This is a genomic window from Streptomyces sp. NPDC048671 (assembly GCF_055587045.1).
The window spans coordinates 566,560-592,752 of record NZ_JBVJHB010000001.1 but is presented as its reverse complement, the minus strand read 5'-3'; the positions used below and the strand labels follow the sequence as shown (position 1 = coordinate 592,752).

Here is a 26,193-nt window from a genome sequence, read left to right as displayed (position 1 = left end):
CACATGAGGATGAAGGAGAAGGATGAGGGAGAGGAAAACATGGCGGAGAAGAAGGGTAAGGCCGGACAAAGGCAGGTGAGGCGGACCTAACTTAACCGAGCCTTACCTGGCCGATACCCATGCGCGCAGTGATTCAGCTCTCACCACGCGCGCACGGGAACGGGGTGATCACGACCGACCCATGGGCGAGCCTGGCAAACGTAAAGCGATGGTCAAGCGGTCCGGTCCGGCACGACCAGCGGCACCCCGGTCCGCGGATGCGGGAACACCTCGACCGGCTGCCGGTAGACCTCGCCGAGCAACGCACTCGTGAACACCTCGGCGGGCGGACCCGCCACCGCGATCCGCCCGTCGTGCAGCACGGCGGCCCGGTCCGCGTACGCGGCGGCCAGCCCCAGATCGTGCAGCACGACGACGACCGCGTCACCGGCGGCGGCCCGCTCCCGGCAGATCCGCAGCACCAGTTCCTGATGGCGCAGGTCGAGTGCGGCGGTCGGCTCGTCCAGCAGCAGCAGCGGGGCGCGCTGCGCCAGCACCCGGGCCAGCGCGACCCGGGCCCGCTCGCCGCCGGACAGCGCGGAGAACGGGCGCGCGGCGAACTCGGTGACCTCGGTGGCCGCCATCGCCGCGAGGACCGCCGGATCGTCCTCGTCCTCGCGTTCCGTACCGGCCCAGGGCGCACGCCCCATCCGTACGACGTCCTCCACCGGGAACGGGAAGGAGAGCGCCGCAGACTGCGGCAGCACGGCCCGGCGCAGGGCGAGTTCGGGCGCGGACCAGTCGGTGACCGGCCGCCCGTCGATCCGTACCGCACCGCTCTCGGCGGGCAGGTCGGCGGCGAGCGCGGCCAGCAGCGTCGACTTCCCGGCCCCGTTCGGGCCGACGAGCGCCAGCACCTCGCCCGCGTGCACCGTCAGCTCGATGGAGTCGAGCACCTGGCGCCCGCCCAGCCGGACCCGCAGCCCGCGCACCTCGGCGACGGGGGAGCCGGGGGCGGCCGGGGCCGGGGGCCGGCGGTCGCGTACCGCGAAGAGATTCCGCAGCGTCCTCATGCCCAACCACCTTGCTTGCGACGGGTCCTGCGCAGCAGCCAGAAGAAGAACGGGCTGCCGAAGAGCGCGGTCAGTACGCCGAGCGGCAGCTCGGCCGGATCGGCGACGGTACGGGCCGCGAGATCGCCCGCGACCAGCACCAGCGCACCGCCGAGCGCACTGCCGGGAACGAGGAAGCGGTGCCCAGGGCCGTTCGCCATCCGCAGCAGATGAGGCACCAGCAGCCCCACGAACGAGATGATCCCGGCGACCGCCACCGCGGCAGCGGTCAGCAGCGCCACGACGAGCACCAGCACGATGCGGAGCCGTTCCACATCGACGCCCAGGTGCCGGGCGGGCCGCTCACCGAGCGCGAGCAGGTCCAGCTTGCGCGCGTAGAACGGCGCGAGGACGAGTCCGAGCACCGCGCACGGCAGCACGGCCAGCACCTTGGGCCAGGTGGCCTGGGCCAGCGAACCGAGCTGCCAGAAGGTGATCTGGGTGATCTGCGCGTTGTCCGCGAAGAAGATGAACAGCCCGATCAGCGCGCCCGCGAAGGCGTTGACGGCGATGCCGGTGAGGATCAGCGTCACCACCTCCGTCCGGCCGCCCGACCGCGACAGCGCGTAGACGAGCAGCACGGTCAGCAGTCCGGCGACGAACGCGCAGACGGTGATGGTCCAGTTGCCGAAGAAGCTCAGCCCCAGCGCGATCGAGGCGACCGCGCCGACCGCCGCGCCCGCCGAGATCCCGATGACGCCCGGCTCCGCGAGCGGATTGCCGAACACCCCCTGCATCAGGGCGCCCGCGCAGCCGAGCGACGCCCCGACCAGCAGCGCGAGGACGACCCTCGGCAGCCGTACGTTCCACAGGACGCTCTCCCCGACCCGGTCCAGGGCGTGCCCGCCGAGCCCGACCCGGTGCTGGACCGAGGCGAACACATCGCCGAGCGGGATGCGGTAGGCGCCGAGTCCGGCGGAGAGCAGACAGCAGACGGCCAGGGCCGCGAGCAGTCCGACGGTCAGGGTGACGGCGGTGGAGCGCCGGGCCGGGGGCGCGCTCGCTTCCGGGGCCCTCGCTTCCGGGGCCTTGGCTTCCGGGGCCTTCACTTCGGCCGGCCGGGTGCGTTCGTCGGACGGGGCGCTCACTTGGCCGCTCCGTCCTTCGGGTGGAGCTGGGCCACCAGTTCGCTCAGCACCCGGTCGGTGCGCGGCCCGTAGTTCAGCAGCACCCCGTCGTCGATGGAGAGGATGCGGCGGTCCATGCCGGCCGGGGTCTCGGCGACGCCGGGGATCTTCACCAGGCCGTCGACACCGCCGACCGAGTCGAGCCCCTTGGACATCACCAGGATCGCGTCGGGAGCCGCCTTGGCCAGGGCCTCGCTGGTGATGGCGGTGAAGTCCTTCTTCAGCCCGGACGCCTTGCCCGCGTCGACCGCGCCCGCCGCTTCGAGCAGCGAACTCGCGCCGGACTCACGGCCGCCCAGCAGATAGACGGAGGCGGAGCCGCGCAGATAGAGGAAGGCGACGCGCGGCTTCTCCGCCCCGTCGGCCGGTTCGGGCACGGACTTCCGGACGGCGTCGATGCGGTCCTGGGTGCGCCGCTTGAGCTCGCTGCCGGACTTCGGTACGCCCAGGGCGGCCGCAACCGTGTCGATCCGGCGGCCGACATCGGCGAGTTCCGTGGCCGGTTCGACGACGACGAGCGGAATCCCGGCGTCCCGGATCTGTCCGATGGCCTCGGCCGGGCCGGTCGTTGTGTCCGCGAGGACGACGGTGGGCCGCAGGGACAGGACACTCTCCGCCGACACGTCGTGGGCGCGGGTCACCACGGGGAGCTTCTCGGCCTGCTCGAAGGTGGCGGTGATGTCGCGGGCCACGACCCGCTTGCCGAGGCCGAGGGTGAAGACGATCTCGCTCAGGCTGCCGGTCAGCGGCACGATCCGGTCGGCCGAGGTGATCGTGGTCCGCTTGCCGTCCGCCGATGTCACGGTGACGGGCAACTCCGGTGCCGGCGCGGTGGCCAGCGGCTCGATCCGGTCGGCGTCCGCGGCCGTGGCGGTCCCGGCGCCCGCCGTCCTCGCCGCGGGAGTCCCCGTGCCCCCGCAGCCGGTCAGCAGCAGAGCCGTCGCCAGGGACAGGGCGGCCGTCAGGACGCCGGTACGCCCGCGCCTGGATTGACCGGCGTCCGGGGCCGGCCGGGCGAAGTCCTGCGAGAAGCGCACTGGGCACCGTCCTGTCGTTCTGCGGCGTGCAGTTGGGAGTGGATTGCGAGGAATGTGACGGAAGGGGGGTACCGGCACAGGATGTGCATACCTTAGGTTAGCCTTACCTCATCTTCTAGACCTCGGAGGGGTCCATGCCGCCGTTCAGACCTGCCCGCGCGCTCGCCGTCGCGCTTCTCGCGGTACTGCTGGGAGCTCTGCTCCCGGCCACCGCCGCGCAAGCGGCGAGCCGAACGGTGCAGGGCGGCCGGCTGGACTGGGGCATCAAGTCCTCCTTCCAGAGCTACGTCACGGGCCCCATCGCCCAGGGCAGCTGGAACCTGACCGGCGGCGCGGCCACGGTCGGCGGCAGCCAGTTCCGCTTCCACTCCGCCACCGGCTCCTACGACCCGGCGAGCGGCGCCCTCACCTCCGGCTTCTCGGGCGGAGTCCGCTTCACCGGGCACAAGAAGTCCGACGGCTCCAACGAGCTGGACCTCACGATCAGCCGCCCCACCGTCCGCATCCAGGGCGGCGGCGGCACCTTGTACGCGGACATGGTCAGCAAGGACCGGGGGACCGGCCGGGTCACCTCCGTAGCCCAGGTACCGCTGGCCACGCTTGGTCTGTCCGGGATCGACATGAGGGGCGGCTCCACCCCCGTCGCCCTCAACAACGTCCCGGCAACACTGACTTCACAGGGCGCGAAGTCCTTCGCCGGCTACTACACGGCCGGTACGCCACTGGACCCGGTCAGCCTCTCCGTCGACACCACGGGCCCGGCGCCGAAGCCCGCCGCGTCCAAGTCCCCCCAGAAGAAGCCCGCCGGCACCGCGAAGCCGAAGGAGACGGCGGGCCGCTTCGAGGACGCCGCCGTGGACTGGGGCGTGCGCCGCACCTTCCGGGAGTACGTCACCGGCTCGATCGGCCAGGGGAAGTGGACCCTGGCCGGGGGCGCCCAGGACGGCGGCGCGCTCTTCCGCTTCCCGAAGGGGCAGGGCACGTATGACGCGAAGAAGCAGACCCTGGCCGCCGCCTTCGCGGGCAGCGTCCGCTTCACCGGGGCCAATGACCTCGATCTGACGCTCTCCCGGTTCGCGGTGGGGCTGAAGGCGGGCAGGGGCACGCTCAGCGCCGACGTCCGGACCGAGGGCGACACCCGCAAGGCCGTGCCGCTCATCACCTTCACCGCCAGGGACTTCGTACCGAAGGACGGCCTCGCGGTCCTCACGGAGGCCCCCGCGAAGCTGACCGCCGACGGCGCGAAGGCCTTCGGCTCCCTCTACCGGGCGGGCACCGAGATGGACCCGGTCTCGCTCGCCGTGGCCGTGGACGCGAAGGCGAAGCTGCCCGCACTCCCCGACCTGGGCAGCGACCCGGCACCCTCCGCGCAGCCGTCGGACACCCCGTCATCCAAGAGCACCGATGCCGCCACGGCAGCCGTGGCGTCCGCGGCGGACGAGGGTTCCCCGACCGCCCTGTACCTGGCCCTCGGCGGCGCCGGCGTGCTCGCGGCTGCGGCCGGCGTGCTGTTCCTGGTACGCCGCAACCGCTCGACGCCGGGCACCCCCTCCTGACCTCCGCAGCCCTCCCTCCCCTCGCACCACCCCCGTTGATCACCGCTCATCCCCGAGGAGACCACCGACCATGGCAGCCACCCGCCGCCCCATAGCCCTCGCCGCAGCCGTCGCCACCGCTGCCGCCCTCGGCACCGCCTTCGCCCTCCCGGCGTTCGCCGCCGGACAGTCCGCCCAGGACGGCGCCACCGCGGCCGCCCCGGCCATGGAACTGAAGGACGGCACGCTGGACTGGGGCTTCAAGGAGTCCTTCCGCAAGTACATCGGCGCCGCCGGCAAGATCACGGTCAAGGACGGTGCCACCCAGGCCGCCGGCAACGGTGTGTTCACCTTTGTCAACGGCAAGGGCACGTACGACATGACCACCCACGGCACCGACACCGCCTTCGAGGGCGGCGTCAACTTCTCCGCCCACGGCGGCGTCCTGGACATCACGCTCTCGGACGTCAAGCTGTCCACCGCCGGTACGGGCGGTGCGATCACCGCCGACGTGGCGACCCCGCAGGGCACGCAGAACGACGTGGCCGTCGCCGACCTCGACCTGTCGGCCGTGAAGCCGGGCCAGGGTGCGGGCGGCGCGATGGTCTTCAAGGACATCCCCGCCAAGCTGACGAAGGCGGGCTCCGACGCCTTCAACGGCCAGTACCAGGCGGGCGAGGTCCTCGACCCGGCCACGCTCACGGTGAAGGCGGTCACGGCCCCGACCGAGAAGCCGACCGACCCGGCCGAGCCCACCGGGAAGCCGACCGACCCGGCCGAACCCACCGAGAAGCCGACCGAGAAGCCCACGGACAAGCCCACCACGCAGCCCACGGACAAGCCCACCACGCAGCCCACCCAGCCGACTCCGAAGCCCTCCCCGAGCGTCACGGCCACCGACAAGCCGGCCGCCGACCCGGGCGCCATCGTCGACGGCACCCTGAACTGGGGCGTCAAGGCCTCCTTCCGTACGTACGTCACCGGCCCCATCGCCCACGGCAAGGTCGAGACGACGGGCGGCGCGACCGCGTCCGGCGACGGCTACCGCTTCCCCGACGCCACCGGCCACTTCGACGCCGGCAAGCAGACCCTGAACGCCGGGTTCGACGGCAAGGTCCGCTTCCTGGGCCACCAGGAGGACGGCGCGTACACGCTCGACCTCGCCCTGAGCAACCTGGAGATCCAGGCCACCGGGGCCAAGGGCAAGCTCATCGCCGACGTGTCCACCAAGGACCGCGAGACGAAGAAGGTCGCCACCTACACCGGTCTCGCCGTCGCCGACCTCAAGCTGCCCGCCGGCGGACTCACCGCCAAGGACGGCGTGGTGACCCTCTCGGCCGTTCCGGCGGCCCTCACCTCCGACGGCACCAAGGCCTTCGGCGGGATGTACCGGGCGGGTGAGCAGCTCGACGCGCTGACCGTCTCGGTCGCTCTGGACAAGGACGCCGAACTCCCGTCCGGCGAGACCTCGACCGGCGGCTCGTCCACCACGGGCGGCACGTCCACCACCGGTGGCACGGGCGGTGCGACCACCGGCGGCACCGGCGGCACTGTGGGCGGCGGCGGCGGCGGTACGGTCGGCGGCTCGGGCGCCCTCGCCGCCACCGGCTCCGACGTCCCGGCCGGCGCGCTGTTCGCCGCCTCGGGCCTCATCGTGGCGGCCGGCGCCGGAGCGGTCGTCGTCGCCCGCCGTCGCCGCACCGCCTGATCCCGCCCCGCCGCACGACACCACCGCCCGGGTACCGGCCCTCTTACGGGGCAGGCACCCGGGCGGTGCTTGAATGCGCACGTGAGTGACTACGACGTACCCGCCGGCATCGACGTACTGCGCGTGTTCTGCGGCCCCGACGGGCGGCACGGCAACGCGCTCGGCGTCGTACGCGACGGACGCGACCACCCCGACGAGGCCTCCCGGCAGGAACTCGCCCGGCGACTCGGCTTCAGCGAGACCGTGTTCGTGGACGACCCGGAACGCGGTCACCTGGACATCTACACCCCGGGACTCCGGCTTCCGTTCGCCGGTCACCCGCTGGTCGGCGCCGCGTGGCTGCTCGACCTGGAGGTCCTGGAGCTGTCGGTGGGGGAGGTCTTCGCCCGCCAGGACGGCGAGTTCACCTGGATCACCGCCCGCCCCGAGTGGGCCCCGCCGCGCACGCTGGAGCGGTACGGCTCGGCGGCCGAGGTCGAGGCGCTGACCGGCCCGCCGCCCGGTGAGGGATGGCTCTACGCATGGGCCTGGGAGGACGAGTCGGCGGGCCGGGTCAGGGCGCGGGCGTTTCCCCGGCGGGGCGACGGCATCGACGAGGACGAGGCGACGGGGGCGGCCGCGCTGCTGCTCAGCGCCCAGCTGAACCGCGCCCTGAACATCAGGCAGGGCCGCGGCTCCCAGATCCTCACGGCCCCCGCACCGGACGGCACGGTGGAGATCGGCGGCCGGGTCCTGCTAGCGGTCCAGGGGTGAACCAAGCCCGCCCGACGGCACGTCCCGAGCCCGTCCGGGAAACACCAGTCCGACGGAAACATCAAGCCTGTCCGGCGAAACATCAAGCCCGTCCGGCGATTGAGGACAAAAGACGAAGCGGCGGGGCGACCCGAGCCCGGGTCACTCCGCCGCCGGCCGCCAAGGCCTACGCACTCAGCGGAAACGCCTCCCCCAGCTCCCGGAACACCGCGGTGTTCAGCGCGAAAGCCCGCTTGCACTCGTCCACGATCCGCTGCTTCTCCAGGTCGTCCGCGTTCACCGCGTCCAGCAGCTCGCGATAACCCCGCTTGAACGACGCGGGGTTGGCGATCCCCTCGAAGACGTAGAACCGCACCCCGTCGCCCTTGCGCTCGAAGCCCCAGGTCCGCTCCGCCTTGTCGCGGATGATCTGGCCGCCCGACAGGTCGCCCAGGTAGCGGGTGTAGTGGTGCGCGATGTAACCCGCGGGCCAGGTGCGGGCGCACTCGGCGACCCGGTCGGCGTACGCGGCGGTGGCCGGCAGCGGCTCCAGGCCCTCGCGCCAGTCCGCACCCCGCAGGTGCGCCAGATCGCGCTCCAGCTCGGCGGTGCGCATCAGCTCGGCCTGGATGAACGGACCGGCGACGGGATCGTTGCGCAGCGCCTCGGCGCCGTCCTCCAGGGCCCGGTACACGAACCACAGCTGCTCGGTGTAGCGCGTGTACGCGTCCACGCCGAGGCGTCCGCCGAGCAGGTCGCTCATGAAGGTCGAGGTCTCCGCCTCGGTGTGCTGTTCGTGCGACGCGGTACGGATCAGCGTGGAGAAGGGCGTGGCGGTGACGGTTGCGTCCAAGGCGGGCCTCCGGGGACCAAGGGGGACGGGAAGTCCAGAAAGAGACGGAGATATCGTCCCGCCGCGGCTGTGTACCGCAGCGCGGTCCGACGACCCGATCTTCCTACTTAGGCTTACCTAAGTCAACTGCTTCCCGACGCTCTGTCGGTAAAACCGTACCCCGGTCCGGCCCGGACACACGGATGCGCGAAGGAACGGAAGCACGAAGAACGGCCGCCCGAGGGGGCGGCCGTTCTGTGCGCAGGGGAGAGGAGGAGTGGGACGGCGCGGTTACGGGAGCGTGAGGATCTCGGCCCCCGTCTCCGTCACCACCAGCGTGTGCTCGAACTGCGCGGTGCGCTTGCGGTCCTTCGTCACCACGGTCCAGCCGTCGTCCCACATGTCGTAGTCGTGGGTTCCGAGCGTCAGCATCGGCTCGATGGTGAACGTCATGCCCGGCTTCATCACGGTGGTGGCGTGCTCGCTGTCGTAGTGCGGAATGATCAGGCCGGAGTGGAACGAGGAATTGATCCCGTGCCCGGTGAAGTCCCGCACCACCCCGTACCCGAAGCGCTTCGCGTACGACTCGATGACCCGCCCGATCACGTTCACCTGGCGGCCCGGCCGGACCGCCTTGATCGCGCGCTTCAACGACTCCTCGGTGCGCTCCACGAGCAGCCGCGACTCCTCGTCCACGTCACCGCAGAGGTAGGTGGCGTTGTTGTCGCCGTGCACCCCGTTGATGTACGCCGTCACATCGAGGTTCACGATGTCGCCGTCGCGCAGCACCGTCGAGTCCGGGATGCCGTGGCAGATCACCTCGTTGAGCGAGGTGCAGAGCGACTTGGGGAAGCCCCGGTAGCCCAGCGTCGATGGATAGGCGCCGTGATCGCACATGAACTCATGGGCGACCCGGTCGAGTTCGTCCGTGGTGACGCCCGGCGCGATGAGCTTCGCGGCCTCACCCATCGCCTGCGCGGCGATCCGCCCCGCGACGCGCATGCGCTCCACGGTCTCGGCGTCCTGGATCTCCGGGCCGGTGTACGGCGTCGGAGCGGGCTTGCCCACATACTCGGGGCGCCGGATGTTTCCGGGCACGGAACGGACGGGAGTGAGCTCCCCTGGTACAAGCAGCGACTGGCCAGACATGCCAGCGAGTTTAGGGCAGGCCCTAACCAGCGTGTATGGGGCAGCATGGCACCGAGGAAAGGAGCCGACGATGGCCCTGTTCAAGAAGCGCACGGTCGGCAAGCCCGGCGAGTGGTTCTACTGCCTGGAGCACAAGAAGGTCGAGGAGGGCCCCGAGTGCCCCGCCAAGGACCGCTTCGGCCCGTACACCTCCCGTCAGGAGGCCCAGCACGCCATGGAGACCGCGCAGGAGCGGAACCTGGAGTGGGAGAACGACCCCAAGTGGCACGACCGCCAGGGCCCGGGCGAGGACGCGAGCGGCTGAGGGCGCGGGGCGGGGCGCGGCCCCGGAGGGCGATGGCCGGGGCGCGGCGGGCGGGGCGCCGGCCCAGGGCGCAGGCGGGCGGGGCTCAGCCGGTGGCGGTGGCCACCGGGCCCTCCTCGTTCCGCGCCGCCCGCCTGCGCAGCGCGTCCTCGTCCGTCGCGGAGTCGTACGTCAGCAGCTTTGGGAGCGCCGCCGCCAGCAGCGCCACCGAGGCCACGCACGCCACACCGCCGGACCAGACCGCGGACCGGGTCCCCGTCCACCCCGCCATACCGCCGGCCCGCACCTGGCCCAGCTGCGGGCCGACGCTGTACGAGAGCACCTCGATGCCCGCCAGCCGGCCCCGCAGCTCCTCCGGGATGGTCTGGTTCCAGATGGTGGAGCGGCCCAGCCCGCTGAGCATGTCGCCCGCGCCCGCCACGGCCAGGCAGACCAGCACCAGCCACACGTTGCCGAACCAGCCCGCCGCCGCGATGGCGAGCCCCCAGACGGCGGCGCCGAACACCACGAACAGTCCGTGTCTGCGCACCCCTCTGGTCCAGCCGCTGGTCAGGCCCAGCACCAGCGAGCCGACCGACCCCGCCGCGTACATCAGGCCCAGCGACCACTCGGCGTCCAGTTCGTCGCTGAGGAACGGGAAGATCGCGTTCGGGAAGGCGAAGAACATCGCCGTCATGTCGATGGCGTACGTCCCCAGCAGTACGGGACGGCTCCAGGCATAGCGCGCGCCCTCCGCGATACCGCGCAGCGACGGCTTCTGCCCCTTCTCCACGGGCGGTGCGGGCGTGAGCCGGCGGCACAGGAACACGGAGACGGTGAACGTCACGACGGTGACCGTGTAGGCCGTGGCGTGCCCGGCGTACGCCACCACCACACCGGCCAGCGAAGGGCCCATGATCGCGCCGAACTGCCACCGCAGCGAGTTCAGCGCGGCGGCCGCGGCGAGCTGGTCGTGCGGCACGATCCGGGCCATCAGCGAGTCCAGCGCGGGCCGCTGGAGACCGGAGAGCGCGGAGACCCCGCCCGCGACCACGTAGAGCGGCCACAGCATCGGGTCGGGCAGGGCGGCGTTCACCAGCAGGACGAGCGCGAGCAGTCCGAGCCCCGCCTCGGTGGCCAGGATGACCTTGCGGCGGTCCACGGCGTCGGCGAGCGCACCGCCGTAGAGGCCGAAGACGACCAGCGGCACCAGCTCCACCGCGCCCATGGCGCCGACGGCGAGAGGGGACCCGGTGAGGTCCTTGATCTGGAGGGGCAGCGCGATCAGCGCCATGGAGCTGCCGAAGAAGGTGACGAGCCCCTGCACCCACAGCAGCCGGAAGTCCGCCGAGGAACGCCAGGGCGAGAGGTCGGGAAGAAGCGCGGCCAGCCTGGCGGCGAGCGAGGGACGAGAGGTCACGAGGGGTCATGGTCCGCCGGGATACGTGCCCGGTGCAAATGTGTTTTCGAAACCGCGGGACCGCCCCTGGGAAGAAGACGGCCGCCCGGCTCACCAGCGTGGTGGCGGGGGAGCCGTCAGCTGGTCGGCGAGCCGGGACAGCCGGTCGCGGAAACGCCGCCGGCCGCGCCGCACGGGCGCGCTGTTCTCCCCGGCCGCCGCGCTGACCAGGTGCTGGACCGTGTCCAGGTCCACGTCGTCGCCGCCCGCCACGGACAGCGCCTCATGGGCCAGGCCCCGGACCTCCGGATCGCCGTTGTCCAGCGAGAGCACCGTCGCGCCCGCCCGGCGCGCGTCGTGCACCCGCTCCAGCAGGCCCTCGCCCGGCGACTCCGGCACCACCACGAGCAGGGTCTCGCCCCGCCCGGCCGCCTCGATCCGGCCCAGGCCGACAGCCAGGTGGGCCGGGTCCCCGGGCTCCACCCGGTGACGCACCAGCGTGGGCGTCAGCTCGGGCAGCCCCGACCAGGTGGACTCGTCGACCAGATGCGCCGCCAGGTGCCACGGCTCGTACACCTCGGTCCCCACCAGCAGCAGCCCGCCGCCGTGCGGGACGACGGACGAGCGCAGCGTCCCGGCGAACCGCCGGGTGGCGGCCGGCCACTCGGTCCCGGCGAGCACCTCACGCAGCAGCGCCACCCGTACGGCATCCATGGCCCGGCATCCTGCACCACACGCCGGGTCCCGTGCGGGGGAACGGCCGCAGAACCATCCGAACGGGTCCGGGGACGTGCGGGTCCGGGGATGTGCAAGGCCAAGGACATGGGGGGCCGGGAACGTGATCCGGATCGCGGTCCGGCGCAGGGGCGGCCCTTCCCCGCCTGGAAGTAATGTCGGGGCCATGACTACGAATGACAGCGGCAGCGCGCCCAAGCCCCCCGCCAAGGACCCCTGGGACCTCCCCGACGTGTCGGGCCTGACCATCGGCGTGCTCGGCGGCACCGGCCCGCAGGGCCGCGGACTCGCCTACCGGTTCGCCCGCGCCGGACAGCAGGTCGTCATCGGCTCCCGCGCGGCCGACCGCGCACAGGCCGCCGCCGAGGAGATCGGCCACGGCGTCCGGGGCGCGGACAACGCCGGGTGCGCCCGCGACAGCGACGTCGTGATCGTCGCCGTGCCGTGGGACGGGCACGCCAAGACCCTGGAGTCGCTGCGCGACGAACTCGCCGGGAAACTCGTCATCGACTGCGTCAACCCGCTCGGCTTCGACAAGAAGGGCGCCTACGCCCTGAAGCCCGAGGAGGGCAGCGCCGCCGAGCAGGCCGCCGCCCTGCTGCCGGAGTCCCGCGTCACCGCCGCCTTCCACCACCTCTCGGCCGTGCTGCTCCAGGACGAGGCGATCGAGGAGATCGACACCGATGTGCTGGTGCTGGGCGAGGCCCGCGCCGACACCGACCTCGTCCAGGCGCTGGCCGGCCGGATCCCCGGAATGCGCGGCATCTTCGCCGGGCGGCTGCGCAACGCCCACCAGGTCGAGTCGCTGGTCGCCAACCTGATCTCGGTCAACCGCCGCTACAAGGCACACGCGGGGCTGCGCACCACCGACGTGTGAGCCGCACCTCCGCGGCCGTACCCCGCTCGGAGCGGCTGGGGGCATGGGGGACACTGGACGGGACCGCGCGCCATCCCCCGACAGGAGCCGTCCTCATGCCCCGCCTCGCTCTCTACGCCGTAGCCGTCTGCGCCCTGGCCGTCGCCGCGGCCGTGATCTCCTTCGTGCGGGGCAGCTGGCCGCTCGGCATCGTCTGGGTGCTCATGATCGGCCTCTCGTCCAACATGGCCTGGTACTACCTGCGCCGGCGGCGCGCCACCAGCACTGCCGCCTAGGGCCTCTCGTTTGGATCATGCTGGGCTCGCGGGGGCCGGCACCGCACCTCGCGGCGTTGTCGTCGGTCGCCAGGACTCCGCCCTGACTCCCTCCTCCGCCTTGCGATGCACGGCACCGGCCCCCGCTCCCTGATCCAGCCTGATCCAAACGAAAGACCCTAGCCGTTCAGCGAGCAGATCTCGTTCGGCGTCTGCCAGAACCGGTAGGCGTCGAGACCGCAGTACGTGTCGAAGTCGCTGACGCCGAGCGACCGCAGCAGCGCGTGGACCGCGTCGAAGAACACCGCGTTCACTCCCGGAACCCACAGCAGGGCGAAGACCGCGATCAGTCCGAACGGGGCGAACGGCTCCACCTGGCGGCGCACCGAGTGCGAGAGCCAGGGCTCGATCACCCCGTAGCCGTCCAGACCCGGCACCGGTACGGAGTTCAGGATCGCGGCCGTCACCTGGAGCAGCGCCAGAAAGCCCAGCGCGTACCGGAAGGCGGCCGGGACGCCGTCCAGCGCGTCCAGCCAGAACGGCGCCGTGCACACGATCGCGAACAGCACATTGGTCAGCGGGCCCGCCGCCGAGATCAGGCTGTGCCGCCAGCGGCCGCGGATCCGGCCGCGCTCGATGAAGACCGCACCACCCGGCAGGCCGATCCCGCCCATGATCACGAACAGCACCGGCAGCACGATGCTCAGCAGGGCATGGGTGTAGCGAAGGGGATTAAGTGTGAGATATCCCTTGGCACGGATGGAGATGTCGCCGCTGTGCAGCGCGGTCCTGGCGTGGGCGTACTCGTGGAGACAGAGGGACACGACCCAGGCCGCCGTGACGAAGAGGAACGTGGCGAACCCGGGCTGATCGGCGAAGTCCGTCCACACAGCCCAGCCGGACACCGCCGCGACGGCTGCGATTCCGAGGAAGACCGGGCTGATCCCTTGGCGCTCGTTGGTGGGCATGAGCCGACCCTAAGGGCTGTCCCGCCGCAGGCCCCAGAACACAACGCACCGCCCTTGGAGGGTGAGGGGCCTGCGGCCACGATCGCTCCGCCGTTGCTCAGGCGAGCTGGTGTTCCCAGCGGAGCGACGGGTTGTCGTCGGGCCGACACTTCGGGGTCCACCTCGACCGTCGTCACGTTGTCTTCGCCGAGCCGGTGACACATCAGGGCCGCGGAGTAGCCGGTTCCCGTGCCGATCTCCAGTACCTGATGCCCGTCCTCCACCTCCAGGTTCTCGATCATGTCCACTACGGCGACCGGGGTGGTGGATGACGAGGTGGGGGAGCCTGTCACGAGATCGCTGATCTGGTCGGCGGTCAGGGAGCCGTCGAGTTGAGTGGTCAGCGACCGGTCGCTGTAGGCGATATTGACCCACCTGTCCGGATCGGCTTCGAGCGCGGATACCGGCCGCCATCGGCCGCCCTCCTCGGCCAGGAACACTCCGGGGTTCAGGAACACCTCGCGGGGTACGGCCTCCACCGCTGCGCGCCACTCCGGTGTGGTGAGCACGCCAGCCTTCTCCAGACGATCGGCCAGCGCACGCCGCTCGGGAGCGGTATCGGCCATGAGGTATCTCCTCGTGTCAACAGGTCGGCGAATGCCGCGGACATCTCCAGCCCGGTGCTTTCCTCCAGCCACCCCCACTGGCCGTTCGGGTTCAGCTCCAGCCACCCGTAATCTCCCGCCCGGTCCACGGCGAGATCAAAGCTCCCGGACACCAACCCGAAGTGATCCAGACAGGTCAGCAGCGCCTTGCCCACCCGGGCGGGCAGGTCCACCACCGTGCAGGAGAGGGCGGAGTAGTCCTTGCGCCAGTCCAGAAGGCCGGAGTCGATGCGCACGGCGAACACGCGTCGGCCGACCACCAGCACCCGGACGTCGGCCACCTTGTCCCAAGCGCCCCGGTGACGTCCGGAGTTGGGTTCTTCGCGATGACCCGCGCCGTGTCTTCCGGGGTCCTCTTCTCGGTGGTCATAGTCATAGATGACCTTCCGTCACATAGCCCTGCTTGCCGTGGGGTTCAGAACGAAGCCAGACGGGCCTGGAGTCAACCTGCAAGAAGATTGCGCGAGTTTGCAGTACGGAGATTGAACTCACTCAACCGCCTCCTTGACCATCGGTGTGCCGCAATCTCGTGCAAGGCAGAGGACAGGAGAGCAGCCATGCAGCTACGGTTCCTGGGTAAGAACTCCAAGGTGGGCGACTGCCCGACCCTCTACGCCACCGACCGTGACACCTACCTCGTCCAGGGGTGGAAGATCTTCGCGAACGACCTCCCGGCACAGCTTGACCTCGGCGAGGGCGAGGCGGCCGTGGAGGTCCCCACCGAACTGTTCGAGCACCTGGAGAAGGACGGCCACCCCTCTGGCGAGTTCAGGCGCCTTGAGGACCCCCTCATGGTCCTCACGCCGGGTGGTACGTACGTTGTGCAGGGTCGGGAGGTGGCTGATCCCGAGGCCCTGTCCCGGATGTCGATTCCTGACTACGAGACCGTGGTCGAGGTCTCCAAGGCCGCGATCACAGCCCTACTGGAGGAACCACGTGGAGCTGATCTCCAGCACCGAGCGCAACCGGCTCATTGAGTCCGTCGCGCACGATGCCTTCCATCTGGAGCTGAGGGACGACTACTCGGTGCCGTTGGAGGACGGGCCGTATGAGAAGTGGCTCGGGGGAGTGGTCGACAACGACTTCATGGGCCCGTGGCTGTCGATGATTCGGCAGCTCACCCAGGGGGGCAAGACTGTTCGGCGTGTCCGTGTCGTGACCGAGCCGCACACCCCGTATGTCCGCTGGGAGCATGAGGGCACTCCGCTCAACGAGAAGGCCGGCGAGCAGATCCGGTGGCTCCCGAGGCATGAGCTGCCCGAGGGCCTGTCCTTCCCCCTGGCCGGGAAGGACTGGTGGCTGCTCGATGGCAGGCTCTTGGCCGTAGGTCACTTCGACGACACAGGGAGGGTCCTCGGGTCCGAGTTGATCGACGACCCCGAGACCGTCGCTGAATGCATTCGAGTACGGGACTTGCTCTGGGAAACCGCCATCCGGCACTCCGAGTACAAGCTCTGATCGATCAGTGAGCAACCAGGCGAAGGAGACCCGAGAGGCGTTGGGTGCCCGGCTGCGTGGATACCGCAAGGACGCGGGCTTCACTAGCGGCCGGGCGTTCGCTGCTGCCACCGGGTGGCAGGAGTCCAAGGTCTCCCGGATCGAGAACGGTAAGCAGAACGCGAGCGAGGAGGACATCCGTGCCTGGTGCCAGTCGACGGGGCACGAGGCCGATCTCGCCGACCTGATTGCCGTCATCCGCCACATGGACGAGATGTGGATGGAGTGGCGTCGACAACTGGAGGAGGGAGCTGAAAAGCGCCAGCAGAAGTCCATCCCGCTCTACCGGAAGACCAAGGTGTTCCGTATCTGGGAGCCCAACGTCATCTGGGGCACCATCCAGACCGCGGCGTACGCCAGAAACATCTTTGATCAGGCATCCAGCTTGTACGACACCCCGACTGACACCGATGCGGCAGTGGCCAAGCGCATCGAACGGCAGGGTTTCCTTTACACCGGGGACCGAATTTTCAACGTGCTCCTCGGCGAGCAGGCGCTCTATGCGAACCACGGTGGACCGGAGGCCATGAAGGCTCAACTCGATCGATTGATGAGTGTCCTCACACTGCCCCGGCTCAGCTTGGGTATCGTCCCGCTCTCTGCCCCACTCGGAATCTGGATCGGTCACGGATTTTCGATGTTCGACGACAAGCTCGTCATGGTGGAGACGTTCTCCGCGGAGATGTCCGTGACTGCCCCCGGGGAGGTCGAGACCTACATGAAGGCATTTGAGCTTCACAGGCGGATCGCGGTGTACGGGCATAGCGCAAGGAATCTGATTCTGGCTGCTATCGAGCACTTCAACCGAATGTGAGAGAAAAGCGTGGCTGTAATTCCTCACTGGCGCACGAGCACCTATACGAAGAGCGATTCCTGCGTGGAAGTCGCGGATGACGGCCCTGCCGCAGTCGTGGTCCGGGACACGAAGGGGCGGGACCTCGGAACACTCTTCGTTCCGCCCACTGCCTGGGCTGAGTTCGTTGAATTCAGTAAGGCCGTCAAGCTCTGACCTCGATCGTTCACCGCCCAGCGGGAGCGGGCGGGCGGCGAGCCCCGACCGTACAGGCGACACGGCCAGAACGTCTGGCATCCTGCCGGTGGTTCCGTAAAGGGTGGGGGCATGACAGGCAGTACGGCGGACGGCCCGCGCTCATACGGCCGGGCCGCGGTCCCGCACCCGGCCCCGGTCACGGAGAATAGGCGCGTGCGCTACAGGATCCTCGGTACCACCCAGGCACTCCGCGACGACGGCACGGCTGTCGCCGTCGGCGGGGCGCGGCTGCGCGCCCTGCTCACCGTTCTCGCGCTGCGGGTGGGCAGGCCGGTGCCCGCCGCCGTGCTTGTCGACGAGGTGTGGGACGGGGACCCGCCCGCCGACGCGCCGGGTGCCCTGCAAGCACTCGTGGGACGGCTCCGGCGGGCGCTCGGGCATGCGGCGGTCGCCTCGGCGGAGAACGGCTACCGGCTGGCCGCCGAACCGGACACCGTCGACCTGTACCGCTTCGAGCGCCTCGCGGGGGAGGGGACACGGGCCCTGGAGGAGGGCGATCCGGCGAAGGCCGTGACGCTCCTCGACGACGCATTGGACCTGTGGCGCGGACCGGTCCTCGCCGATCTCCCCGACCGGCACGCCGAAGCGGCCCGCTGGACGGCCCGCCGGCTCGACGCCCGCCGCACCCGCCTCACCGCCCTGCTCGCCCTCGGCCGGGCCGAGCAGGTGCTGCCGGAGCTGGCCGCGCTCTGCGGCGAGCACCCCATCGACGAACCGCTCCAGGCGCTGCGGCTGCGGGCCCTGCGCGACGCCGGACGCACCGCCCAGGCGCTGGCCGCGTACGAGGAGGTGCGCACCGTGCTCGCCGACCGGCTCGGCACCGACCCGGGCGCCGAACTGGGTGCGCTGTACGCCGAACTCCTGCGCCAGGAACCGGCCCACCCGGCGATACCCGCAGCCCCGAACGGCCGCCCCGCCCCCGCCGCCCGGCCCGGCAATCTCCGGGTCAGGCTCACCAGCTTCGTCGGGCGCGAGAGCGACATCGACACCCTGCGCGGCGATCTCTCCGGCGCCCGGCTCGTCACCCTGCTCGGCCCCGGTGGCGCGGGCAAGACCCGGCTCTCCCAGGAGGCCGCCGAATCCGTCGATCCCGACACCTGGCCGGACGGCGTCTGGATGGCCGAGCTCGCACCGGTCGAGGACCCCGATTCGGTGCCGGAGGCCGTCCTCACCGCTCTCGGCGGCCGCGAGACCGTGCTGCGCGGTGCGGGCGCCGAGGAGCTCCGGGCCGTCGAGCGGGGCGGGGGAGCCGAACCGCTCGCCAGGCTCACCGAACACTGCTCCGGGCGCCGCATGCTGCTGCTCCTGGACAACTGCGAGCACGTCATCGAGGCCGCCGCCGCCCTCACCGACCATCTGCTGGCCCGCTGCCCGGAGCTCACCGTTCTCGCGACCAGCCGTGAACCCCTCGGTGTACCGGGCGAGTTCGTCCGGCCCGTCGACCCGCTGCCCGACCCGATGGCGCTGCGCCTGTTCGCGGACCGAGGCGCCGCCGCACTGTCCGGCTTCCGGGTCGACGCGGACGAGCGCACAGCGGCGGCCACCGCCGAGATCTGCCGCCGCCTGGACGGGCTGCCGCTCGCCATCGAGCTCGCCGCCGCCCGGTTGCGAATGCTCACTCCGCGCCAGATCGCCGACCGGCTCGACGACCGCTTCCGTCTGCTGACCGGCGGCAGCCGGACCGTACTGCCGCGCCAGCAGACCCTGCGGGCCGTCGTCGACTGGTCCTGGGACCTCCTGGACGAGGGCGAACGCACCGCCCTGCGGCGGCTGTCGGTCTTCTCCGGCGGCTGGACCATCGCCGCCGCCGAGGCGGTCTGCGCGGACCGGCCGCAGGACGCGTACGACGTCGCCGCGGTGCTCGGCTCGCTCGTCGACAAGTCGCTCGTCGTCGCCGCGCCCGCCGCGGACGGCGGGATGCGCTACCGCCTCCTGGAGACCGTCGGTGAGTACGCCGCCGAACGGCTCGACGAGGCGGGGGAGCGGGAATCCGTCGAACGGCAGCACCTGGTGTTCTTCCGGGAGCTGGCCCGTACCACCGACCCCGAACTCCGGGGCCCGGGACAGCTCGCCGCCATCGAACTGCTCCAGCGCGAGTACGAGAACCTGCGCACCGCCCTGCGCCACGCCGTCGCCGCCCGCGACGAGCAGGAGGCCCTGTGCATGGTGATCTCGCTCTCCTGGTTCTGGCAGATACGCGATCTGCGCGCCGACGGCCTGCAGTGGGCCGAAGCCGCCTCCGCGCTCGGCCCCGATCCGTTCGCCCCGCCCGTCAGCCCCGCACCGTCCCTCCACGAACGCTGCATCGACGCGCCCCCGCCGATGCGCCCCGAGCTGCTCCAGGAGGCGCGGCGCCAGGTCGCGCTGGTCCAGCTGGTCAGCATGGACCACGCGATGGACGAGTTGGTGAGCCCCGAGGGCATGGCGCGGCTGCGTGTCATCGCCGGCACCTACCGGGCCGGCCAGCCGCAGACCTGCCGTGCCCCGGCATCGCTGTGGTTCTTCGCGGTCCTGCTCACCGGGGACATCGGCGGCCTGCGCACGATGCTGGACGAAACGGTCCTGGCCGCACGGGGGTTCGGCTACGAGTGGGAGCTGGCGGCAGCGCTCCAGATGCGCGCCAACGTGCTGGCCAACCGGCCCGACTGGTCGGGCGAGGCACGGGTGGACGCCGACGAGAGCCTGGAGGTGTTCCGCCGCCTCGAGGACGACTGGGGTACGGCCGAGGCGCTCTCCTCGCGCGGCGAGGCCAACGAGAAGACCGGCGCCTACACCCGGGCGGCCGATGACTACCTGGCCGCGGTCGGATACGCGGAGAAGCTCGGCGCCCACGCCCAGGTGCTGGTGCTGCGCACCCGGTACGCCTCCGTACTGACCGAGCTCGGCCGCGGCGAGGAGGGCGAGGCGATCCTGCGGGAGGTGCTCGACGAGTCCCGGTACGTGGTTCATGGCGCGCGGTCGTTCGCCCGGCTCTTCCTGGCCATGTGGCTGGGCCGGTCCGGCCGTACCGCCGAGGCCCGCGAACACCTGGCCACCCTGCGCGAGGAGTTCCACGCGGAGACCCGGGCGGTCTTCGACGGATTCGTGCTGGGCGGTGTGGCCTGGCTGGACAACCTGGACGGGCGGTACGCGGAGGCGCTGGCCGGGACCCTGCGATCGCTGGCCCGCGCCGACGACCCGCTCGCGCGGATGGTGGCGCCGCAGATGGCCGTGACCCATCTGGTCGGCGCCGCGCGGGCCCTGGGCGGACTCGGCGGGGAGCGCAGGGCCGCCGTCGCGGCGCGGCTGCTGGGCGCCTGCCGGGGCCTGCTGCCCGCCGGTCATGTGCCGACGTCGATGGAGCTGGAGGACCGCACGGCGGCCGGGGAACTGGCCCGTGCCGTTCTCGGGGACACCGCCTTCGAGACGGCGTACGCCGAGGGCGGCAGCCTCTCCCTGAAGGAGGCCACCGCCCTCGTCGAGCCGTACCGGGACTGAGACCGCCCGGCTTCCCGGTCAGGTGCGCTTGCGGAACTTCGAGACCGCCAGCGGTGCCGTGATCGCGGTGATGCCCACGGCCCAGACGAGGGTCATCCACACGGAGTGGCCGAGCGGGCCGCCGGTCATCAGGCCACGCGCCGCGTCGGCCAGGTTGGACAGCGGGTTGTAGTCGGTGAAGGTCTTGAGCCAGCCGGGCATCGTGGTCGGCGGGGCGAAGATCGAGGAACCGAACTGAAGAGGCATCAAGATGAGGAATCCCATCGCCTGAACCGACTGGGGCGTCTTGAGGGACAGCCCGAGCAGGATGAAGATCCACATGATCGCGGCGCCGAACGCCGCCGACAGCACCACCGCGGCCAGCAGGCCGGGCACCGAGCTCACCTGGAGCCCGAGCGCGAAGCCCATGCCCAGCAGGATCGCCGTGGCGACCATCATCCGGCCCAGCTCGACCACGATCTTCGCGATGAGCACCGACGAGCGGGCGATCGGCATCGTGCGGAACCGGTCCATGACCCCCTTGTGGAAGTCGTCGTTGACACCGGTGCCGACCGCGGTCGCGATGTTCATGCCCATCATCGCCATCAGACCGGGTATGACGTAGTTGATGTACGTCTGCCGGTCACCGCCCAGGCTCGCGCCGACGGACCCGCCGAAGACGTACACGAACAGCAGGGTGAAGACGATGGGCATCAGGAGCACATCGAACATCGACTCCGGATCCTTCTTGATCTGGAGCAGGTTGCGCCGCATCAGTGCCCCGATGTGCCGCATGTTGCCACGCAGCCCGATCCGGCCCTCGTCGTGGAGCGGCTTCGCCGGGGCGGTACCGGCCGAACCGGTGGGGGCGGGCTTCAGAGTCGTCGTGCTCACGCCGCGACCTCCTCGTGGATCGTGTCGGTGGGGGCGGAGGTCTTCTCGCCCGTGATGGCGAGGAACACCTCGTCCAGGCTGGGCAGCGCGGTGGCGACGTGCGCCAGCGAGAAGCCCCGGGTGCCGAGCAGGCCGATGACGGCGGTGAGCTGCTCGTCGCTGAGGATCGGTACGTACAGCAGCCCCTCGTCCGGGACCGCCTGCGTGCCCGCGACCCCGTCGAGACCGGCCTCCCGCAGCGCCTGGGCCATCGCGGCCAGCTCGGACGGGTCCGAGGGACGGATCTGCAGGGTGCGGCCGCCGACCCTGGCCTTCAGCTCGTCGACACCGCCGCGAGCGATGATCTTGCCGTGGTCGATGACGGTGAGCTCGCTGGCGAGCTGTTCGGCCTCTTCCATGTACTGGGTGGTGAGCAGCACGGTCGCCCCCTCCGCGACCATCCTCTGCACCTCGTCCCAGACCTCGTTACGGGTACGGGGGTCGAGCCCCGTCGTCGGCTCGTCGAGATAGAGCACGGACGGGCTGCCGATCATGGAAGCGGCCAGGTCCAGCCGGCGCCGCATGCCGCCGGAGTACTCCATGGCGGCCTTCTTCGCCGCGTCGGTGAGCGAGAAGCGCTCCAGCAGCTCGTCGGCGCGGGACCGGGCCTTCTTGCGCGGCAGATCGAGCAGCCGCCCGATCATGTAGAGGTTCTCCCAGCCGGAGAGCTTCTCGTCGACCGAGGCGTACTGCCCGGTCAGACCGATGATGCGGCGCAGCTGGCGGGGCTGCCTCACCACGTCGTAGCCCGCCACGACCGCGTGTCCGGCGTCGGGCAGGATCAGGGTGGACAGGCAGCGTACGAGAGTGGTCTTGCCGGCGCCGTTGGGGCCGAGCACTCCAAGGACGGTGCCCTCGCGTACGTCGAGGTCCACGCCGTCCAGAGCCTTGGTCGAGCCGTAGTGCTTGACCAGTCCCCGTACCTCGACGGCGTTCCCGCCGCTCCTGGGGTTCTTGTCGATTCGCGTCATGCCCACTATCAGAACAGCCGCCACCGACAGGCCGCCGACAGCGGGCCGACAGCCCGCCGATGGGGGATGTCGGCGGGCTGTCGGTGGTGCCGGCAGTGGTCGTCCGGCCGGTGGGTCCGGTCAGTGGAAGGTGTGCTCCGGCGCCGGGAAGCTGCCGCCGACGACCTCGTCCGCGTACGCCTTCGCGGCGTCGCCGAGGATCTGGCGCAGGTCGGCGTACTGCTTGGTGAAGCGCGGCACCTTGCCGCCGGTCAGCCCGACCATGTCGGTGTAGACCAGCACCTGGGCGTCGGTGTCGGGACCGGCGCCGATGCCGACGGTCGGGATGTGCAGGGTGCGGGTGACCTCGGCGGCCAGCTCGGCCGGTACGAGTTCCAGGACGACGGCGAACGCGCCCGCGTCCTGCACGGCCTTGGCGTCGCGCAGCATCTGCTGGGCGGCCTCCTCGCCGCGGCCCTGCACCCGGTAGCCCATCGCGTTGACGGACTGCGGGGTCAGGCCGATGTGGGCCATGACCGGGATACCGGCGCCGACCAGCAGTTTGATCTGCTCGTGGCTGCGCTCGCCGCCCTCCAGCTTGACCGCGCCGACCCCGGACTCCTTGATCAGCCGGGTGGCGTTGCGCAGGGCCTGGACAGGGCCCTCCTGGTACGCCCCGAAGGGCAGGTCGGCGACGACGAGGGCGCGCTTGGTGCCCCGTACGACGGCGGCGGAGAGGATGGCGATCTCGTCCATCGTGACGGGCACGGTGGTCTCGTAGCCGAGGTGACAGTTGCCCATCGAGTCACCGACGAGCATGACCGGGATGCCGGCCTCGTCGAAGACGGACGCGGTCATCGCGTCATAGGCGGTGAGCATGGGCCACTTCTCGCCGCGCTCGGTGGCGGCGGCGATGTCGTGGACGGTGACGCGGCGGGTGCTCTTGCCTCCGTACAGCGCCTTGCTGCTGTCGGTGGGGGCTCCCGCGGGGGGTGTGGCGGACTGGTTCTGCGCAGCCTGAAGCGACATTGCCAACGGCTCCTTCGTCATCTCGAGGCACCCTGACGGCGTCCCCGGATCCCTTCCATGGTGGCATCCCGGAGCCGGTCACGGGAAGTGGGCCCGCGCAGGTAGCCCGGACGGCGGTACGGCGGCGGGTTCCAGCCCGGTAAAGACTTTCCAATACGAGACGGTCCCGTATCGTAATGAGGTTAGGCTCTGGGCCATGTCCATACCGTCCGGCGCTCCCGCCGTCGCACCCCAGGTCCCGGAGGCGGTCCACCGCCGCCGCTGGGCGATCCTCGTTGTCCTGATGTTCAGCCTGCTCATCGTGGTGCTGGACAACTCGATCCTGAACGTCGCCGTCAAGACGATCGCTTCCCCCGCACCCACCGGACTGGGGGCCACCCAGAGCGAGCTGGAGTGGGCGATCAACTCCTACACCCTCGTCTTCGCCGGACTGCTCTTCACCGCGGGCCTGCTCGGCGACCGCCTCGGGCGCAAGAAGGTGCTGCTCTTCGGCATCGTGCTCTTCGGCATCGGCTCGGCCTTCGCCGCCATGTCCGGCTCGCCGGGCGAACTCGTCGCCTGGCGTGCCGTGATGGGCTTCGGCGCCGCGTTCGTGATGCCGGCCACCCTCGCCGTCCTGATGAACGTCTTCGAGCGCGACGAGCAGCCCAAGGCCATCGGCATCTGGGCCGGCAGCGTCGGCCTCGGCATCGCGATCGGCCCGATCACCGGCGGGCTGCTCCTCGAACACTTCTGGTGGGGCTCGATCTTCCTGGTCAACGTCCCCGTGGTGGTCATCGCGCTGATCGCGATGGCGGTGCTCGTACCGGACTCCAGGGACCCGAAGCCGGGCCGTCTCGACCCGATCGGTGTGGTGCTCTCCATCATCGGCCTGGTGCTGCTGGTGTACGGCATCATCCGCGGCGGCGAGCTGGCCGACTTCACCGACGTCTCCGTGCTCCTGCCGGTCATCGGCGGCCTGGCCGTCCTGGTGGTGTTCGTCCTCCACGAGAAGCGCAGCAGCAGCCCGGCCATCGACGTCACGTACTTCAGGAAGCCGGCCTTCTCGGCCGCCGTCGCCGCCATCGCGCTGGTCTTCTTCGCGCTGATGGGCGTGACGTTCTTCTCCGCCTTCTACATGCAGAGCGTGCGGGGCTGGAGCGCCCTGCAGTCCGGGCTGCTGATCCTGCCGCTGGCCATCGCCCAGATGGTCTTCGCGCCCAGGGCGCGGCTGGTCGTCGCGCGGTTCGGCGCCCGTGCGGTGTGCACGGTCGGCATGCTGCTGGTCGCGGTCGGGCTGGCGGCGTTCGCGCTGTTCGACGCCGACACCCCCGTCTGGCTGATGTGTCTGGTCTTCTTCGTGCAGGGCACGGGCATGGCCCATGTCATGCCGCCGGTCACCGTCGCCGTGATGCAGGCCCTGCCCCGTGAGAAGGCCGGCTCCGGCTCGGCCGTCAACAACACGTTCCGGCAGGTCGGCGGCGCGCTCGGGATCGCCGTCCTGGGCTCGGTGCTGTCCGCCGTCTACCGCGGCGACATCGAGGGGCACCTCGGTGGGCTGCCGGCCGCCGCCAGGGACACCGCGGCGGAGTCGATCGAGGCGACGCTCGGCGTCGCGGAGAAGATGGGACCCGCGGGCGCCCCGCTGGTCGCCGCCGCGCACGACGCCTTCCTGAACGCCATGCACGTCACGGCCATCAGCTCGGCCTTCGTCGCCCTGGTCGGGGCGATCGTGGTCGCGCTGTTCCTGCCGGGCAGGACGCCCGCCGCGCAGACGCCCGCGCCGGGCGGCACGCCGGACGGCACGCAGGACGAGCCGACGGTGCCCGCGCCCGCGGCACGGTGACACGGGCGGCCCCGTACGGCTGACGGCGCACGGCTGCCGGACCCGGCCGGTGCCCGATCCGGCCGGATGCTGCCGGGCGCCGTCCGTTCGGGGAGAATCGGGGGCGGCGAAAGGTGGTTTCACGTGCAGGCTCAGGCATCGGACCGGGACGAGCGGGCTCCGGGCGACCGGGACCGCGACCGCGGCTCCGGCGACGGCCAGGAGCCCCGCCGCGGCCGCCCGCGCAGCGCGGCGGCCGAGCGGGCCATCCTGGACGCCGTCGTCGGACTCCTGGAGGCCGGCGAACCCCTCGCCGGCCTGTCCATCGAGCGGATCGCCCGCACCGCCGGGGTCGGCAAGGCCACCATCTACCGGCGCTGGACCGACAAGGAGGAGCTCTTCGTCGACGTCCTGCGCGACATCGAGCCCCCGGAACCCGATGTCTCCGGCACCGGCGGGCTCGGTGATCTGCGCGTACTGCTGGAGTCGATGCGCAGGCGCGGCCTGGCCCAGCGTTCCTCCGTACTGCTGCACAACGTCTTCGCCCAGATGAAGAGCCATCCCCGGCTCTGGGCCGAGTACCAGTGCACCGTGATAGCGCCGCGCCGCGTCGCGATGCTCGCGGCCGTCCGGCGAGCCGTCGAAGCCGGCGAACTGCGCGGCGACACGGACGTGGAGCTGATGGACGACCTGTTCGTCGGCCCCATGCTCGTACGGACCATTCACCGGCCGGACGCGCCGCTGCCCGAGGACCTCGCCGACCGCATCATCCAGCTGCTGGTCGAGGGCGTCGGGCCGCGGCCGCCCGGCACCGGACCCGGCGAAGCCGCAGGTCACGGCTGACGCGCCCGGACCCCCACGCATGTGCTCGTTCTGTCACAGGCCCCCACAGACCGCCCCCGGCCGGAACCCACCGCACCTCCTTGTTCGTCCTGCTGGCAGTACGGCCGTCGTCGACGGCGGGAAACGCATCGCATATCGCCTAGGGTCGTTGGCGCGGCGATGTGCACGGCAAGGCAGTGAGGACAGCGCGATGGTGCAGGCGTACAGGGCGGACACCGGGAACGGCGGCGGGGGACCGCAGCCCTCCGGATCCCGTTTC

General features: G+C 71.1%; 24 protein-coding genes and 2 pseudogenes. 13 read left to right on the top strand and 13 right to left on the bottom strand.

Annotated elements, in window-relative coordinates; all coding sequences use genetic code 11:
- Nucleotides 1–212: 212 nt before the first annotated feature.
- Genes ACZ6S6_RS02715 through ACZ6S6_RS02705 form a run of 3 tightly spaced genes read right to left on the bottom strand, consistent with a single transcriptional unit; the run spans nucleotide 213 to nucleotide 3,255 of the window.
- A complete protein-coding gene (locus ACZ6S6_RS02715; protein ID WP_469703363.1) occupies nucleotides 213–1,052 on the bottom strand; it encodes a heme ABC transporter ATP-binding protein in 840 nt (279 codons plus the stop codon).
- The gene (locus ACZ6S6_RS02710) at nucleotides 1,049–2,179 is read right to left on the bottom strand and encodes a FecCD family ABC transporter permease (RefSeq protein WP_469703361.1); all 1,131 of its coding nucleotides are present in this window, start codon (nucleotides 2,177–2,179) and stop codon (nucleotides 1,049–1,051) included. Before ACZ6S6_RS02710 ends, ACZ6S6_RS02715 begins: the two co-directional genes overlap by 4 nt.
- The gene (locus tag ACZ6S6_RS02705; RefSeq protein ID WP_469703359.1) at nucleotides 2,176–3,255 is read right to left on the bottom strand and encodes a heme/hemin ABC transporter substrate-binding protein; all 1,080 of its coding nucleotides are present in this window, start codon (nucleotides 3,253–3,255) and stop codon (nucleotides 2,176–2,178) included. Before ACZ6S6_RS02705 ends, ACZ6S6_RS02710 begins: the two co-directional genes overlap by 4 nt.
- A gap of 134 nt (nucleotides 3,256–3,389) precedes the next feature.
- On the opposite strand from ACZ6S6_RS02705, the gene ACZ6S6_RS02700 reads away from it, so the two are divergent.
- From ACZ6S6_RS02700 to ACZ6S6_RS02690, 3 genes are all read left to right on the top strand, one after another.
- On the top strand, nucleotides 3,390–4,811 hold the full coding sequence (locus ACZ6S6_RS02700) for an HtaA domain-containing protein (protein ID WP_469703357.1): 1,422 nt from the start codon (nucleotides 3,390–3,392) through the stop codon (nucleotides 4,809–4,811).
- 70 nt (nucleotides 4,812–4,881) lie between these two features.
- Entirely contained in the window at nucleotides 4,882–6,498 is a 1,617-nt protein-coding gene (locus ACZ6S6_RS02695; RefSeq protein WP_469703354.1) for an HtaA domain-containing protein, read from the top strand.
- An 81-nt stretch (nucleotides 6,499–6,579) separates the two neighbouring features.
- Complete coding sequence (locus tag ACZ6S6_RS02690; RefSeq protein WP_469703352.1) at nucleotides 6,580–7,251, top strand: PhzF family phenazine biosynthesis protein; 672 nt, start codon at nucleotides 6,580–6,582, stop codon at nucleotides 7,249–7,251.
- 166 nt (nucleotides 7,252–7,417) lie between these two features.
- Here the strand turns inward: ACZ6S6_RS02690 and ACZ6S6_RS02685 are convergent, their stop codons facing one another.
- Together ACZ6S6_RS02685 and map are read right to left on the bottom strand one after the other, a co-directional pair.
- Nucleotides 7,418–8,083, bottom strand: coding sequence for a biliverdin-producing heme oxygenase (locus ACZ6S6_RS02685; RefSeq protein WP_362957129.1), 666 nt, complete (start codon nucleotides 8,081–8,083; stop codon nucleotides 7,418–7,420).
- 270 nt (nucleotides 8,084–8,353) lie between these two features.
- Complete coding sequence (map, locus tag ACZ6S6_RS02680) at nucleotides 8,354–9,211, bottom strand: type I methionyl aminopeptidase (RefSeq protein WP_362957132.1); 858 nt, start codon at nucleotides 9,209–9,211, stop codon at nucleotides 8,354–8,356.
- A gap of 70 nt (nucleotides 9,212–9,281) precedes the next feature.
- Here map and ACZ6S6_RS02675 point away from each other — a divergent pair, with 70 nt between their 5' ends.
- On the top strand, nucleotides 9,282–9,515 hold the full coding sequence (locus tag ACZ6S6_RS02675) for a hypothetical protein (protein WP_469703349.1): 234 nt from the start codon (nucleotides 9,282–9,284) through the stop codon (nucleotides 9,513–9,515).
- 85 nt (nucleotides 9,516–9,600) lie between these two features.
- Here ACZ6S6_RS02675 and ACZ6S6_RS02670 read toward each other — a convergent pair whose 3' ends face one another.
- Together ACZ6S6_RS02670 and ACZ6S6_RS02665 are read right to left on the bottom strand one after the other, a co-directional pair.
- Nucleotides 9,601–10,914: an MFS transporter gene (locus ACZ6S6_RS02670; protein ID WP_469703347.1), complete on the bottom strand. Its 1,314-nt coding sequence runs from the start codon at nucleotides 10,912–10,914 to the stop codon at nucleotides 9,601–9,603.
- A gap of 90 nt (nucleotides 10,915–11,004) precedes the next feature.
- Complete coding sequence (locus tag ACZ6S6_RS02665; RefSeq protein ID WP_362957140.1) at nucleotides 11,005–11,607, bottom strand: hypothetical protein; 603 nt, start codon at nucleotides 11,605–11,607, stop codon at nucleotides 11,005–11,007.
- Nucleotides 11,608–11,794: 187 nt separating this feature from the next.
- On the opposite strand from ACZ6S6_RS02665, the gene npdG reads away from it, so the two are divergent.
- Together npdG and ACZ6S6_RS02655 are read left to right on the top strand one after the other, a co-directional pair.
- The gene (gene npdG / locus ACZ6S6_RS02660; RefSeq protein ID WP_362957142.1) at nucleotides 11,795–12,505 is read left to right on the top strand and encodes an NADPH-dependent F420 reductase; all 711 of its coding nucleotides are present in this window, start codon (nucleotides 11,795–11,797) and stop codon (nucleotides 12,503–12,505) included.
- 95 nt (nucleotides 12,506–12,600) lie between these two features.
- Entirely contained in the window at nucleotides 12,601–12,780 is a 180-nt protein-coding gene (locus ACZ6S6_RS02655) for a hypothetical protein (RefSeq protein ID WP_362957144.1), read from the top strand.
- A gap of 158 nt (nucleotides 12,781–12,938) precedes the next feature.
- Here ACZ6S6_RS02655 and ACZ6S6_RS02650 read toward each other — a convergent pair whose 3' ends face one another.
- The 3 genes and pseudogenes from ACZ6S6_RS02650 to ACZ6S6_RS02640 all read right to left on the bottom strand — a co-directional run.
- Nucleotides 12,939–13,727 (bottom strand): site-2 protease family protein, encoded by a 789-nt coding sequence (locus tag ACZ6S6_RS02650; RefSeq protein WP_469703342.1) that lies wholly within the window; start codon nucleotides 13,725–13,727, stop codon nucleotides 12,939–12,941.
- A 137-nt stretch (nucleotides 13,728–13,864) separates the two neighbouring features.
- Nucleotides 13,865–14,332, bottom strand: a pseudogene (locus tag ACZ6S6_RS02645) (methyltransferase domain-containing protein); the annotation flags it as partial.
- A 2-nt stretch (nucleotides 14,333–14,334) separates the two neighbouring features.
- A pseudogene (locus tag ACZ6S6_RS02640) lies at nucleotides 14,335–14,658 on the bottom strand (ATP-grasp ribosomal peptide maturase); the annotation flags it as partial.
- A 270-nt stretch (nucleotides 14,659–14,928) separates the two neighbouring features.
- Here ACZ6S6_RS02640 and ACZ6S6_RS02635 point away from each other — a divergent pair.
- The 5 genes from ACZ6S6_RS02635 to ACZ6S6_RS02615 all read left to right on the top strand — a co-directional run bounded on the left by ACZ6S6_RS02635 (nucleotide 14,929) and on the right by ACZ6S6_RS02615 (nucleotide 20,396).
- On the top strand, nucleotides 14,929–15,348 hold the full coding sequence (locus ACZ6S6_RS02635) for a hypothetical protein (RefSeq protein WP_469703340.1): 420 nt from the start codon (nucleotides 14,929–14,931) through the stop codon (nucleotides 15,346–15,348).
- Entirely contained in the window at nucleotides 15,308–15,829 is a 522-nt protein-coding gene (locus ACZ6S6_RS02630) for a DUF6879 family protein (RefSeq protein WP_469703338.1), read from the top strand. The genes ACZ6S6_RS02635 and ACZ6S6_RS02630 overlap by 41 nt, the downstream gene beginning before the upstream one ends.
- A gap of 7 nt (nucleotides 15,830–15,836) precedes the next feature.
- Nucleotides 15,837–16,682 carry a helix-turn-helix domain-containing protein gene (locus ACZ6S6_RS02625; protein WP_469703336.1) on the top strand — a complete coding sequence of 282 codons (846 nt, stop codon included), beginning with the start codon at nucleotides 15,837–15,839 and terminating at the stop codon, nucleotides 16,680–16,682.
- Nucleotides 16,683–16,691: 9 nt separating this feature from the next.
- Nucleotides 16,692–16,877, top strand: a complete 186-nt coding sequence (locus ACZ6S6_RS02620; protein ID WP_362957155.1) for a DUF397 domain-containing protein — start codon at nucleotides 16,692–16,694, stop codon at nucleotides 16,875–16,877.
- Nucleotides 16,878–17,072: 195 nt separating this feature from the next.
- Nucleotides 17,073–20,396 carry a BTAD domain-containing putative transcriptional regulator gene (locus ACZ6S6_RS02615; protein ID WP_469703334.1) on the top strand — a complete coding sequence of 1,108 codons (3,324 nt, stop codon included), beginning with the start codon at nucleotides 17,073–17,075 and terminating at the stop codon, nucleotides 20,394–20,396.
- A gap of 18 nt (nucleotides 20,397–20,414) precedes the next feature.
- Here the strand turns inward: ACZ6S6_RS02615 and ACZ6S6_RS02610 are convergent, their stop codons facing one another.
- The 3 genes from ACZ6S6_RS02610 to panB all read right to left on the bottom strand — a co-directional run bounded on the left by ACZ6S6_RS02610 (nucleotide 20,415) and on the right by panB (nucleotide 23,287).
- A complete protein-coding gene (locus ACZ6S6_RS02610; protein ID WP_362957160.1) occupies nucleotides 20,415–21,269 on the bottom strand; it encodes an ABC transporter permease in 855 nt (284 codons plus the stop codon).
- Nucleotides 21,266–22,279 (bottom strand): ATP-binding cassette domain-containing protein, encoded by a 1,014-nt coding sequence (locus ACZ6S6_RS02605; RefSeq protein WP_362957163.1) that lies wholly within the window; start codon nucleotides 22,277–22,279, stop codon nucleotides 21,266–21,268. Before ACZ6S6_RS02605 ends, ACZ6S6_RS02610 begins: the two co-directional genes overlap by 4 nt.
- Before the next feature lie 120 nt (nucleotides 22,280–22,399).
- Nucleotides 22,400–23,287, bottom strand: coding sequence for a 3-methyl-2-oxobutanoate hydroxymethyltransferase (panB, locus tag ACZ6S6_RS02600; RefSeq protein WP_362957166.1), 888 nt, complete (start codon nucleotides 23,285–23,287; stop codon nucleotides 22,400–22,402).
- 196 nt (nucleotides 23,288–23,483) lie between these two features.
- Between panB and ACZ6S6_RS02595 the strand changes: the two genes are divergently transcribed.
- Both ACZ6S6_RS02595 and ACZ6S6_RS02590 read left to right on the top strand, forming a co-directional pair.
- Nucleotides 23,484–25,112: a DHA2 family efflux MFS transporter permease subunit gene (locus tag ACZ6S6_RS02595; RefSeq protein ID WP_362957168.1), complete on the top strand. Its 1,629-nt coding sequence runs from the start codon at nucleotides 23,484–23,486 to the stop codon at nucleotides 25,110–25,112.
- Nucleotides 25,113–25,235: 123 nt separating this feature from the next.
- Entirely contained in the window at nucleotides 25,236–25,934 is a 699-nt protein-coding gene (locus ACZ6S6_RS02590) for a TetR/AcrR family transcriptional regulator (RefSeq protein WP_469703331.1), read from the top strand.
- Nucleotides 25,935–26,193: the final 259 nt, after the last annotated feature.